We start from the raw sequence: 13482 nt of genomic DNA, 5'->3' as shown, positions 1-13482 counted from the left end.
AAATAAAACAATCTTGTTTAAAGTTTGTGATATTTCCTTTGATAATCAGCAAGGGCATGATCTAAATTAGTATTATTTTTAGCAAATCTGATAAAAATCTGCTTTAGTTCCCGATAAGAATCTGTAATCTTATCCGCTGGGAGATATTGTTTTTCGGATCCAAAATTATTACTGATATCTGACAGTTCTTTTGCAAATCCTAAACTCAAACGAGCGATAAACATTGCTGCAAAACATCCGGCCTCACTGTCAGTTGGAATTGAGATTCTTTGTTCAAAAACATCGGCTAAAATTTGGGCACTTAAATCTGACTGAACGAATCCGCCGGTAGCGAGAATTTTGGTATAATCAAGCTTAGTTGCTTGGGCAACCAGATAAACGTTGAAAATTATGCCCTCCATCACTGAACGAATTAAATCCGCCTTGCTGTGATTTCGATTAAGCCCGACAAAAGTTCCCCGCGCATCGGCATCCCACAAAGGTGCTCTCTCGCCTCCTAAATACGGATAAAAAATTAAACCGTTAGATCCCGCTGGCGCTGAGCAGGCGAGTTTGATCACCTCGTCAAAGGCCTGAGCCTCACCATCTAATAGAGTTTCTCTTGCCCAATTAAAAACGATCCCGCCGTTGTTAATTGGCCCGCCAACCAAATATTTTCCCTTGACGATCGGATAACAAAATAACCGCGCATCCGAATCAAGAATTGGTTGATCCACTACCTCTCTCACTGCCGCTGAAGTTCCAACGTTAATTGTCAAAGTTTTTTCTTGGGTGCCAGCGATACCTAGCGTTGACAAGGCACCGTCTGTTGCACCCATCACGATCTTGATCGCTGGATTTAAATCCAGTTGGCGCGAAATTTCCAAGTGAACTCCGCTAATCGCCGCCGTAATCGGCACGACTTCTGGCAATTGACTTTCTCTAACGCCCACAGTTTTTAAAATATCTTGATCCCACTGCAAACTATTTAAATTAAACAAGCCCGTTGAAGCAGCCATGGATTCGTCAATTTGCAATTGACCAGTCAAACGCCAAATTATGTATTCTTTAATGCCAACCCAGTAAGATGTGCGTCTAAATAATTCTGGATCAACTTCTTTTAACCAAAATAATTTGTAAATCGGACCCATTGGATGAATGGGCAAGCCCGTCGAGTGATAAAATTTAAGGCCCTGACCGCTATTTTTAAATTTCTGAGTCACTGACATCGCACGATTATCTGCCCAAGTAATCACCCTCGTAAGCGGCTTAAAGTTTTGATCAAGCGCTAAAAGGCTGTGTTGCTGAGCAGACCAGGAGATAGCTAAAATATTCTGAGCTTCAACCCCCGCACATTTAATAACCGCCTGAAGCACTTCAACTACCGCTTGAAATATTTCCTCTGGATCTTCTTCTGCCTGATCAATCTCGTCTTGATAAAGACGATAACTTCGAGAGGCCTTCGCCAAAAGATGCCCATTGAGATCATAGAGAACTGCCTTCGTGTTCGTCGTCCCCACGTCAATGCCAATAATGTAGTTCATTAACCGACTCCTGACTTTCATAAATGTTTTTCTTTAATTTTAACCCAGCTTCGAAAATTACCAAGAGAAATAAATGTTTCAAAGAAAAAAACATTAAAAAACTTCCCATTGAATTTGAGAAGCTTTTTTGTAATTTATTCAGTTAAATCATCGCCGTTAGTCGCGATCACCTTCTTAAACCAATCAAATGAATCCTTGCGAGATCGCTCAAGAGTTCCCTCGCCCTTATCATTTTTGTCGACATAGATAACACCATAACGTTTCTCCATTTGACCCGTACCCGCCGAAACGAGATCAATCAAGCCCCACGGAGTGTAACCCATCAAATCAACGCCATCTTCAGAGACTGCTAATTTCATTTGTTCAATGTGCTTTTTGAGGTATTCAATTCGATAAGGATCATGAATTTTGCCGTCTTTTTCAACTTGATCAAACGCTCCCATCCCATTTTCCACAATAAAAATTGGTAAATGATAGCGATCAGTGAGCCAATTTAAGCTGTATCGTAAACCAAGCGGATCAATTTGCCAACCCCAATCAGTTTTCTCAAGCGCCGAATTGGTAACTTCTTCATTATGTCCTGGTGTTAAGTTGCTTAGCGGTTCATTTTCAGAAGATTTCACCACGTTCGAAGCGTAATAAGAGATCCCGACGTAATCAACGACTCCCGAATCTAGAGTGTATAAGTCTTCATTAGTAATATCCAATTTGAAATTTTGATTTTCCTGGTACTTGGTCAACCATTCTGGATAACTGCCCAATACTTGAACATCAGAAAACCAATAATTAGCTTGCATGACTTTTTGGGCTTTCAAAATGTCTCTTGGGTCTGGAGTCGCTGGATAAGTTGGGCCCATTGCCACCATACACCCAATTTCAAAATCCGGATTAATTGCATGACCGATTTGGACTGCCTGGGCGCTCGCAACCAATTCATAGTGTGCAGCTTGATACATTACCTGCTCAGCATTTTCGTTATCTTTAACTAAAATCCCCGAGTTTGTAAACAAGCCCCATTCATTAAGACTCGCCTGATTATTAATTTCATTAAATGTCATCCAATATTTTACTTTATGCTGATAGCGCTAGAAAACAACGGTTGCAAAACGCACAAAGAAATCGATCAAACGCCGATCACGCCAGCCACCATATTTTTCAACTAAATGATATGGCATTTCAAAATGCGATAATGTAATAACTGGCTCAATTCCGTGCGCCAACAAATCGTCAAATAAATCATCATAGAACTTTAATCCAGCTTCATTAGGTGCTGACTCATCGCCGTTGGGAAAAATTCGGGCCCAAGCAATCGAAGTCCTAAAACAATTTAACCCCAAATCTGCAAACAACTTAACGTCTTCATGATAGCGATGATAAAAATCAATTGCTTCATGATTAGGATAATTCTTCCCTTCTTGCACGCCAGGCGTGATCTCACGATCAACCCCGTGAGCACCTGCTGTCATAACATCGGCAATTGAAACTCCTTTGCCGCCCTCTTGCCAAGCACCTTCTAACTGATGGGCAGCAACTGCTCCGCCCCACAAAAAATCATCTGATAATGGACTCACTATTTTCCTTCCTTTTCTAAATATTTCTTAATCTGATAAGTCGCGCCGACCAAACCAGCATCATTACAAAGTTTTGCAGGCTTTACTTGACCTAGTGAAATATTTTTAATACGACTAATACTACCATGACGATTGACATATTCAGCTAATTTTCGGTTGAGCAGCTCCATGAAATTAACGTTTGCACTAATTCCGCCGCCAATTAAAATCAGTTCTGGATCAAAGTTAGCAAATAAATTTAAAAGCATGACTACCAAATCTTGCATAAATTCATCAACCGCCTTTTGAGCTAAAAGTTCACCTTGATCTGCGGCTTCTAAAATCTCTCGTGCGTCATTTACAGATTTGTCATCACCCATGCGCTTTTTACTAGCATTATAGCGGCGAATCAACCCGTAAACTACCGCTGCATGAAGGTTCAAAGAATAATCCTCAAGATTTTCACTCAAATCGATGTCATGGATGACATTCCAGCCAAATTCACCAGCCATTCCGTGAGCTCCTCGGTAAACTTCCCCGTTAATCACGATCCCGCCGCCGATTCCCGTACCCAAAACGATGGTCAGATAATTATCACAATGAACAGCATTTCCAATCCAGTGTTCAGCGATCGCAGCAGCGTTTGCATCGTTTTCAACCGTTACAGCTAGACCTGTTTTTTTCGCCAACTCTGCACTCAATGGAAAATCGTAAAGGCTTTGAATTGCTCCGCCGGTAACCATGAATCCGTCCTTACGGATAATTCCCGGGGCACTAACCCCAATCCCTTCAAGTCGATGGTTCGTTTCAATTTTTTTAACAACATCAACCATTTGATTAATTAGAGCCTGCGCATTATCAACGGTCTCAAAGCTTGCGCGATCAAAAAGTTTTCCATTTTCATCAACTCGCGCATATTTAACGGTGGTGCCACCGATATCAAATGCCATATAATTTTTCAAAATCATACTCCTCATATTTAGCTACTACTACGCTTTACCTTGTTCTTGAAGGAGATTTTGCCGATCTTGAATTCTCGCAAATGGGAACCAAATTGCACAAGAGATTACAATTAGCAGCACTTGCCACAGCATGAACTTCCAGCCTTGAGACCCGCCGACAATTAGACCAGAGAACAACACTGGCGTGGTCCACGGAACCTGAACGCCTGAAAGAACTGGCAAAAAGTGTAAAGCTACTGCCGCATATGTTAGCATCCCCGTCACCAGTGGTGTAACGATAAAAGGAATTGCAAGTAGTGGATTCAAAACAATTGGAACTCCAAATAGAATTGGTTCATTAATATTGAAAAGTGCAGGTCCAATTGCTAGCCGGCCTAACTGCTTAAAGATTGCTGATTTTCCGAAAAACAACATATAAATTACAAGACCAATGGTAAATCCTGACCCAGAAACTGTTGCAAATTGCGAAAGCAAGGGTTCAATAAAGATATGACCATGGGCTTCTAGAGCTGCTTGTCCGCCTTGTTGAAAGATCTTGACGTTTTCAAGCGTCGAAGCAGTGACAATTGGTCCTAAGATTCCTCCGACCACAACTGCCCCGTGAATCCCAAAGAACCAAAGAAATGAAATTAAGAAGATATAGGCAAAGAATCCCGCAGCATTATCTGTCATACCCTGTAGAGGAGTCTGGATAACTTTATAAATTGCTGACACCATTGTCATATGAAATGCCGCATTGAAGAAAATGTAAACCGCAAAAGCGCTCGTAATAATTACGGCAGCTGGTATCAATGCGGTAAAAGCTCCACTCACGTTTGCCGGAACTTGTTCAGGTAGTTTAATTCGAATATCGCGCTTTAAAAAGAAAGAGTACGCCCAGCCGACTAAAGCGCCGATAATAATAGCTGCAATCATCCCTTGGCCTCCCGACCAAGTTTTGTCAATCACACCTGTCACCGTTCCCAAAACCTTTTGACTACCTTTATCGATCAATGGCTTAGTGGGATCAAGCGTAATAACATATGCCACAAGCCCTAAAATTCCAGCTGGCAATCCATCAAAACCATCCTCTTTAACCCATTGATAAGCAATTGCAAACACCGCAACCAAAGACATGATATCGTAAGTCGCCCCTGTTACCTGAGAAAACCAGAGCGTCCAACCAGTCTTCATAAAATAATTTGATACCGCTGGGACTGGGAAATTGGATAGTAGCATAAATAGCGATCCGACAATCGTCAAAGGCATCGTGTAAATCAAACCGTTTTTCATGGAGCTTACAATCTTATTGTTAGCAAACTTCATGACAACCGGCAACATCTTATTGTTGATCCATTCTTGCATTTTTTCTCCTTTGTTCTAAATCCTAAAAATAAAAACGCTCTCACATTAACATTGTAACCGATTTCTTAAGGGAGGGCAATAAAACAAATTTAGATAAAAATACTTATTAACAGCAAATTAGTTTCTCGTAAAAAGAATGTGATGATTCACTTCGATGATACGAAAGTAATTAATTTTTTTATAAATACCATACAACTTAATGATTTCTTCAATCAACTTCAAAGTGGATGAATTAGAATTATAGTTATATAGTAGGAATTTAATCCCGCAAGTTGCACAAATGTAGTCCACTGATTTCTTAGAGTGCTGTTTGAGATCTCGATCGTAATCATCTTTTTTGATAATTATAAATTCATCTCTGATTAACTCCAGCGGCATAATTGTCCATTTTTTGAATCACACTGAATATAATTTAACTGTTATTTCCTTGACTCATAACGTGGGTATATCTAGCTTACGCATTTTTTCGTTTCTCCAACCAGGGATCGTTTTTAACACCGTCAATGATTCGTCCCAGATCTAAAGAAAATTGTTCAGGCTCTATTTCACCTAAATCTTCTCGCATTGATTGAGAAATTAGATCGATAATTTTGATATATTTGGTATAATCCAGCGTGTCTTTGATCCGTTCCAAAAATTACCATCAATCCCCGCTGCTATTATTTGAAAATCTCCGTTCTCTCACCTCACAATATTATGTTTACTATTTGGGGTCACACCAAGCGACATCACGGAAACTATTCTACGAAATAGAAACTTATGATTTAAATTGAAGCCCTTGATAAACAAGACTCCTCTATTTATTTTGAAGCGCTTTCAGATTATGCTGAACCTAGTAAATTTAGATGGAGGAAAATCAACCATGGAAACAAAAGTGCCCTTTACCGATAAACTGACCGCTGTAATGGGAAAATTCTCATCAAACTTGATCATCAAATCAATTGCTAACGGGATGATCAAAATTCTGCCAGTAACAATGGTCGGTTCAATTTGTGCAATTTTATCCAATTTGGGAATCCCAGCTTACCAAAAATTCATTGATCATGCTGGAATTACCCCGTTAATTAAAATTGGCTCGACAATGACCACTGACTTGATTTCAGTTTATGTCCTAATTGCTCTTTCCTATGAAATGTCTTCATTAATGAAAAGCGATCTGGTCGCTTCAATTTTAATTTCAGTAATGTCTTTTTTTATCCTGACTCCTCTGGGAGTTTTCAACGGCAAAGTCAACGCCATCGAGATCAGCTATTTAGGCTCGAAAGGAATGTTCGTGGCAATGATCGTCGCCCTTTGCGTGACCTGGTTTTATCACTTCTTAACCAAGAAAAATATTACTATTAAAATGCCTGACAACGTCCCGCCCAGTATTGCTAATTCATTTACTTCATTAATCCCTGGCATTATCATTGGAGCGATTACTTTATTAGTTTCTGGCTGCCTGAAGTTCACTTCTTTTGGTAATATTCATGATCTTATCTATACTGTTCTTCAAACCCCTTTGAAACACTTAGGAAGTTCGATTTGGACCCTCCTATTCCTGATGTTCTTCTCTGAATTTCTTTGGTTCTTTGGAATTCATGGCAGTTTAACAACTTCTGCCATCCTCTATACTTTATACCAACCCCTTGAGATGCAAAATTTAGCAGCTTATACCGCCGGGAAGGCTCTTCCAAATATTATGACGATGAGTTTTATTAATACCTTAAAAGGACCGCGGCATTTCGCTCTCGCTCTTTTGCTACTGATGGTTTGTCACAGTAAACATTTAAAAGAAGTCGGTAAAATTGCCATAGTGCCTGGATTTTTCGGCATTAGTGAACCGATGAAATTTGGAATTCCGATGGTCTTAAATCCCGTTCTATTTATTCCAATGTGTTTAGCACCCGTAATGTCAATTGCAATTGCTTATATCTCAACGGTGCTTAACCTAATTCCTCGCGCCAATGGCGTCACCTTCCCTTGGAATATCCCATTTCTCAGCGGACTAGTTATTGGCGACTGGCGAACCGGATTACTACAAATTGTCCAAATGATCCTAATAATGCTTCTGTATTATCCATTTATTAAATTCCTGAATCGCCAAAGTTTAAAAGAAGAAAAATTATCTTAATCATCGGAGCACAAACATTGGAACATTTAATTAAATTAGACGGCACTTTCAATACCCGCGACCTTGGGGGATATCAAAGTGCAGACGGTAGAACAGTTAAAACTCATAAATTATATCGTTCAGATGATTTATTTAATCTATCCCGCCAAGACCAGCAAAAATTAGAAGCTTTAGGAATTAATTTGATTATTGATTACCGCAGCGCGGCTGAGCGACAAAAAAGGCCCAACCGACCAATCTCTGGCGCCAAGACCGTTATTTTATCGCCAGAAGACGAAATTGCTGCAATTGCTAGTGGTGATCTCACAACTGATCGCGAGAAGATTAACAAGTTAATCGAGCTTGAGGAAGCCGGAAAATTAGATACCTCGACTGATTTTTTGAAGCAAAGCATTCTTAACTACGTAAATACCCCTTACTCTCAACAAGTATATGCTCAAATGATCAAACTCCTTGGCAGCAGTCCTGAGCTAATCTCTTTGCAACACTGTCGGGGTGGAAAAGATCGGACCGGTTATGGATCTGCTTTGGTTCTACTGCTGTTAGGTGTTGATGAAGAAACTGTAGTTCAAGATTATCTTTTAACTAGCCGCTACAACAACACTCGTAACAATCAACGAATGAATGAGTACCGGCTCTACACCGACAATCAACAGGTCTTGAAGTATCTTTTTCGGGCAATGGACACAAGAGCATCGGTCATGAGAGCTGCCATTGACGAAATGAAAAAACGCGACGGAACAATATTAAGTTACTTAACAAAAACATTTAATTTGGATCAAAACTTCATTAATAATTTTCGCAACTATTATTTAACTTGATTCTCCTAACAAATCCCAGTATGATAGTAAAAAATGGGGGAATCAGATGAGTTTTGAACAGAGAATTATTGCTACTAAAAATAAACTCAACTATAACGAAAAGCAAGTAGTTGAATATATGTATAAAAACAAAGCTCTGTTAACAGGACTTAAAATTCAAGACCTCGCGATTAACGTCCACCTTTCGAAATCTTTTATTTCAAAACTAATCAAAAAACTAGGGTACTCAAGTTTTGCTGAATTCAAAGTCAAAATAAAAGCTGAATCTACGCAATATAACAAACTCCCGAATTCAGACCTCATCGAAGCTCAAAAAAAAGATCTGCAAGAAACTGAGCGCCTGCTGCAGCAAGTAAATTTTTCGGCAATTTTTAAAGTTTTGGATTACGCTGATTTCATTTATTGCTATGGCACCGGTCATTCAAATCAAAATTGTATTAAAGAACTTTCAAGAAATCTAATGAGTATTGGCAACAAACGCGTTGTTTATCTTTCGGGCAAAAGTGAACTCGAATCAATTATTCCGCTTATTACTGATCGAAATTGCTTAATTGTATCTTCTCACAGCGGAGAATCTCAAGAGTTAATTGATATTTTGGAAATGTTTAAACTGAAACAATCACGAATCATCAGTATTACCGCTTTCTCCAATAACACTCTCGTCCGCTTGGCTGATTATAATCTCTTTTATTTCTCCACATTGATCAAAAATCCGATTCACAATAATAAGATCTACTCTTTTTTGCCCCTAAACCTCTGCATCGATACTTTAATTAGAAAATATCTTGAACATTTAAACTAAAGAATTCGGCTTTTACACAAAAAAAGAACCTCGCTAATTAAACGAGTGTTCTCTAGTTGCAATCCTTTATCAGATGCCGTTATTTTTGATAACTTGTTTATACCAATCAAATGAATCTTTGCGGTATCTCTTGTTAGTTCCGTTGCCATCATTATCGCGATCAACGTAGATATAGCCGTATCTTTTGGCCATTTCTCCTGTCCCCGCAGAAATCAAATCGATACATCCCCAAGAAGTGTAGCCGAGGCAAATCACACCATCTTCAATAGCCTTGTCCATTTCTACAATATTCTCTTTTAGATATTCAATCCGGTAATCATCGTGAACTTTATGGTCGTCGGTAAGAACGTCCTTCTCGCCCATTCCGTTCTCTACAACAAAAAGCGGTTTTTGGTAACGATCCCAAATGTTATTCATCGTGATTCTGAGGCCTAAGCCATCAGTTTGCCAGCCGTAACTTGAAGTTTTCAAGTATGGATTTTTCAAATTATTAAAGACATTTCCAGCGCCAGTCTCAGCCGAAACCTCCGGGTCAGCACTTATAAGCCGACTTGAGTAATAACTAAATGATACAAAATCCACTGTATCCTTAAGAGCTTCCAAATCGCCACTTTCCATCTCTAATTTGATATTATTTTGGTCGAAAAACGAAAGAGCATAGTTCGGATAATATCCACGTGCCTGAACATCGATAAAGAAATATCCTTCGCGGTTGGACTCAACTGCAGCCCAGACGTCCTTTGGATTAGGAGTGTTGGGATAGACTTCGCCTGCTGCGAGCATGCAGCCAACTTGACAGTCAGGATCGATCGTATGTGCCATCTTGACAGCTTTAGCGGAAGCCACCAATTGATGATGCGCTGCTTGATACTTTTTCTGCAAAGCATCATTTTCGTCTAAGCCGGAAACATCCATTCCTGCTCCTAAGAAAGGAATGTGCAAAAGCATATTGATTTCATTAAATGTAATCCAATACTTTACAATGCCTTTGTAACGCTTGAACAAAACTTCGCAATATTTCAAATAGAGATCAACGAGTTTTCTATTTTCCCAGCCATTGTACTTGTCGAACAAAGCAAGCGGCGTATCGAAATGATTGATCGTTACTAATAACTCCATGCCGAGATCTCTACACTTTTTAAATAGTCGATCGTAGAACTTCAATCCTTCTTCATTGGGCTCTAAATCATCGCCATTTGGGAAAATTCTAGGCCAACTGATCGATGTTCTAAAAACCTTGAAGTTCATCTCAGCCATTAATTCAAGATCTTCTTCATAAGTCTCGTAGAAATCGATCGATTCATGACTTGGATAGAAATCATAAGTCGTTTTTTCAGCTTCTTTGGGATGCATCAGCGCATCCCAGCGCCCGTGATGAGCATCCGGCAAAATATCTACCAGCGACATTCCCTTGCCATCAGTCTTATATGCTCCTTCGCATTGGTTAGCGGCAACTGCTCCGCCCCATAAAAAATCTTTTGGAAAATTACTCATTTGGTTCCTCCTACTTTTCTAAATCTAATTATACACCAGCTTGAACACGTTCAATTTTTCGTAAACATGTTCAATAATCGACAAATTGTGTTTTGAAATTGCCTCAAGTCAGTTAGAATAATTTCTGGGAATTATTATTCCCAGTTTGTAAGAGTATGACTCATGAGTAGCTCAAAAGTATTTAAAGTTGTTCCAAAAAACAATTGCGGATAGTACTCTTGATAAGAATATGCCGAATGAGTATCACTGCTGATTGAAAGTTTAGCATTTTTAGCTAAAATTGAAGCAGAGTCTCCGGTAAAAACTATATTATCAATTTTGTTTTGATTAGCCATCTCCAACAATTCGACTATTGACCTAGTTTCTCCTGAGTTTGAAACAATAAAAAGCAAAGTTTTATTTTTCCAATCTGGGCGGAGGTACTCTAAATAACCATTGGTAGTTGCGCGAAAATTATGTAAGTTAAAATAATCAGACATATATTTAGCAATATTATTAGACAATCCTGCACTAATTATCATGAAATTATCATTTCGATGCTTATAAATTAGCGAACTAAACTCCGCACCGTATTGTTTAATAACGTCGTTTTGGTGAAGCGAAAAAGTTAAATTTTTTGCCCGCACCAAATAATATATTAGCTCACTATATCCTGATAACCCCATTTTCTTGCACATTGCAATAATTGAAGCTGGTGAGGTATAAGTTGCTTTAGCAACTTCCCGAATATTTAAATTTGATTTATCTTTGTTTTGATTAAGATATTTTAAAACATTAGTTTCATTTGTTGATAATTGATATTTTTCGCTGATACTTTCAATATCCATATTAGCACCTTCGTTTGAATAAGGAGATTATTATGAGTCAAAAATTTATTGAAGATCCGTGGGCACGTACTGTAACCCGTAACGGTCTTCATGGAGATGAAGTAATTTCTGCTTTGCAAAAGAGCATTCGCCGTGGTGACGAACGAGCTGCTTGTGAATTCGGCTATGAAATGTACATCACTTCTCCTCAAATGGAAGAAAAATTGTGGCGTCGGCTCCAGGCAATCTCAGTCGAGGATATCGGCATGGGAAACGCTGAAGCAGCACCACTAATTAATTCGTTAAATCAAATGCGTCAGAACTTTCCATATGACGACACCGATCGAGCAATGATGTTCATCCACGCGATTCGCTACTTATGTCAATCAGTTAAAGATCGTTCATCTGATTTACTTAAAAATATAATCATTAAAAAATTTGCAATGGGTTACGTCCCTGAAATTCCAGACTTTGCCCTAGACAAGCATACCGTCCGCGGCAAAGAAATGGGACGCGGCTCTGAACATTTTTTAGAGGAGGCCAGTAAAATCTGCCCTCGCGCAAAAGTCGATAATAGTTATCAAGAAGAATATCGAGAACTATTAAAGACATACGAGCCAACAAAAACAATTCCGAGCGCATTTCCATTCAGTTCCTGGCAAGTTTAGGAGGGATTGAATGCGCAAAGAAAACCTGATTGAAAAATTTGATGGCATCATTGCTAAAATCGGCAATGAGCGTCACTTAAAAGCAGTTTCTTCAGGCATGTTTTTTAGTCTCCCCTTTATGGTAATCGGCGCAATATTTCTAATCATCGCCAACCCTCCAATCGATTTAGCACGTTATAACGCTTCAAAAGCCAATTTCTTTCTCCGCTTTTTAGCAAGCTGGAAGCATTGGGCGGTTGCCAACTATCGCACGATTACTGCACCTTACAATCTAACCTTTGGCATCGTTGGTTTATTATCTGCTTTTGGGATTGGCTATTCACTAGCCAAAGAATATAAGTTAGACGCTCCCACAGATGGATTAATCGCCATGATCACCTATTTACTAGTTTGTACTGAGGTCAAAAACAGCTCAATCAAGTTAGATTACTTGGGAACTGACGGCCTTTTCGTCGCTATTATCCTAGGACTTTTGACGGTTGAAATCTGTCGGGTTGTTGAAATCAGTGAGATTAAGATTTCTTTACCGGGTGCGGTTCCGCCGATGGTTGGAACCTTCATAAATTCTCTTCTACCCCTATTAACTAATATTATCATCTTCTATGGGATCAATTTGATCTTTATCGCAACCTTTAAAAATAATTTCCCTAAAGTTATCATGGATGTCCTGACCCCAGGCATCGATGTCGCCGGCAGTCTCGGGGGATTTATTTTAATCGTTACCCTTGGTCAAATCCTTTGGCTCTTTGGAATCAATGGATCGTCGATTATTTTTCCGATTCTTTTTAGTATCGGTGTTTCACAAACTGGGTATAATGCCCAGCAATTCACAAATGGCGCTGCAATGACTCACGCTATGAACCTACAGATGTTTCGGATTTCAATTCTCGGGGGCGCGGGAAATACTCTAGGCTTAGTAATTCTCATGATGTTCAGCAAAGTCCCCAAGCTCAAACTTTTAGGCCGAATTTCCATTATTCCCGGATGTTGCGGAATCAATGAACCGGTGATCTTCGGTCTTCCCATTGTCTTTAACCCGATTCTTGCAATCCCCTTTCTAATCACTCCAGGAGTTTCGCTGACCCTAACTTATTGGGCTGAAAAACTTCACTTGATTACAAATGGTTACATCGTAGATCCGTCATTTACTCCTTTCTTTGCCCAACTATACTTATCAAGTTTAGATTGGCGTAATACAGTTTTTTCTTTCTTCTTAGTAATCGTCAGTATTGTGATTTATCTCCCTTTCTTTAGAGCTTTCGAAAAAGAGCAATTACTAAAAACTAACGAAGAATAATCTGAGCAGCCGCAAGGCTGTTTTTTTGTTGGAATTTTCTAAAATTCGTATACTAGATGCATCACAATTTATAATGAAATACTTTATCTTAAATAATAAGAG

At 39.1% G+C, this 13482-nt stretch carries 11 protein-coding genes and 1 pseudogene; 5 read left to right on the top strand and 7 right to left on the bottom strand.

What is annotated here, in order from left to right; translation table 11 throughout:
* Positions 1–17 precede the first annotated feature (17 nt).
* The 5 genes and pseudogenes from R8495_RS00975 to R8495_RS00955 form a co-directional block, all read right to left on the bottom strand.
* Positions 18–1523, bottom strand: coding sequence for a gluconokinase (locus tag R8495_RS00975; RefSeq protein ID WP_317635701.1), 1506 nt, complete (start codon positions 1521–1523; stop codon positions 18–20).
* A gap of 134 nt (positions 1524–1657) precedes the next feature.
* Positions 1658–3094, bottom strand: a pseudogene (locus R8495_RS00970) (6-phospho-beta-glucosidase).
* The gene (locus tag R8495_RS00965) at positions 3094–4035 is read right to left on the bottom strand and encodes an ROK family protein (RefSeq protein WP_317635700.1); all 942 of its coding nucleotides are present in this window, start codon (positions 4033–4035) and stop codon (positions 3094–3096) included. The pseudogene R8495_RS00970 and the gene R8495_RS00965 overlap by 1 nt, the downstream one beginning before the upstream one ends.
* Positions 4036–4062: 27 nt before the next feature.
* Positions 4063–5379, bottom strand: coding sequence for a PTS sugar transporter subunit IIC (locus R8495_RS00960; RefSeq protein WP_317635699.1), 1317 nt, complete (start codon positions 5377–5379; stop codon positions 4063–4065).
* A gap of 454 nt (positions 5380–5833) precedes the next feature.
* Complete coding sequence (locus tag R8495_RS00955) at positions 5834–6013, bottom strand: hypothetical protein (protein ID WP_317635698.1); 180 nt, start codon at positions 6011–6013, stop codon at positions 5834–5836.
* A gap of 228 nt (positions 6014–6241) precedes the next feature.
* On the opposite strand from R8495_RS00955, the gene R8495_RS00950 reads away from it, so the two are divergent.
* The 3 genes from R8495_RS00950 to R8495_RS00940 are packed head-to-tail and all read left to right on the top strand — an operon-like array spanning position 6242 to position 9115.
* Positions 6242–7492 carry a PTS sugar transporter subunit IIC gene (locus R8495_RS00950; protein ID WP_317635697.1) on the top strand — a complete coding sequence of 417 codons (1251 nt, stop codon included), beginning with the start codon at positions 6242–6244 and terminating at the stop codon, positions 7490–7492.
* Between the two features lie 17 nt (positions 7493–7509).
* On the top strand, positions 7510–8313 hold the full coding sequence (locus R8495_RS00945) for a tyrosine-protein phosphatase (protein ID WP_317635696.1): 804 nt from the start codon (positions 7510–7512) through the stop codon (positions 8311–8313).
* Positions 8314–8359: 46 nt separating this feature from the next.
* Entirely contained in the window at positions 8360–9115 is a 756-nt protein-coding gene (locus R8495_RS00940; RefSeq protein ID WP_317635695.1) for a MurR/RpiR family transcriptional regulator, read from the top strand.
* A 69-nt stretch (positions 9116–9184) separates the two neighbouring features.
* Here R8495_RS00940 and R8495_RS00935 read toward each other — a convergent pair whose 3' ends face one another.
* Positions 9185–10609, bottom strand: coding sequence for a 6-phospho-beta-glucosidase (locus R8495_RS00935; RefSeq protein ID WP_317635694.1), 1425 nt, complete (start codon positions 10607–10609; stop codon positions 9185–9187).
* Between the two features lie 134 nt (positions 10610–10743).
* Positions 10744–11436, bottom strand: a complete 693-nt coding sequence (locus R8495_RS00930) for a MurR/RpiR family transcriptional regulator (protein WP_317635693.1) — start codon at positions 11434–11436, stop codon at positions 10744–10746.
* Positions 11437–11465: 29 nt separating this feature from the next.
* Between R8495_RS00930 and R8495_RS00925 the strand changes: the two genes are divergently transcribed.
* Both R8495_RS00925 and R8495_RS00920 read left to right on the top strand, forming a co-directional pair.
* Positions 11466–12083 carry an AAA family ATPase gene (locus tag R8495_RS00925; RefSeq protein WP_317636643.1) on the top strand — a complete coding sequence of 206 codons (618 nt, stop codon included), beginning with the start codon at positions 11466–11468 and terminating at the stop codon, positions 12081–12083.
* 10 nt (positions 12084–12093) lie between these two features.
* Positions 12094–13380: a PTS sugar transporter subunit IIC gene (locus tag R8495_RS00920; RefSeq protein WP_317635692.1), complete on the top strand. Its 1287-nt coding sequence runs from the start codon at positions 12094–12096 to the stop codon at positions 13378–13380.
* Positions 13381–13482: the final 102 nt, after the last annotated feature.

This window comes from Xylocopilactobacillus apicola (genome assembly GCF_033095985.1).
GTDB classification, from domain to species: Bacteria; Bacillota; Bacilli; order Lactobacillales; family Lactobacillaceae; genus Xylocopilactobacillus; species Xylocopilactobacillus apicola.
This window is presented reverse-complemented; position numbering and strand designations above follow the sequence as displayed.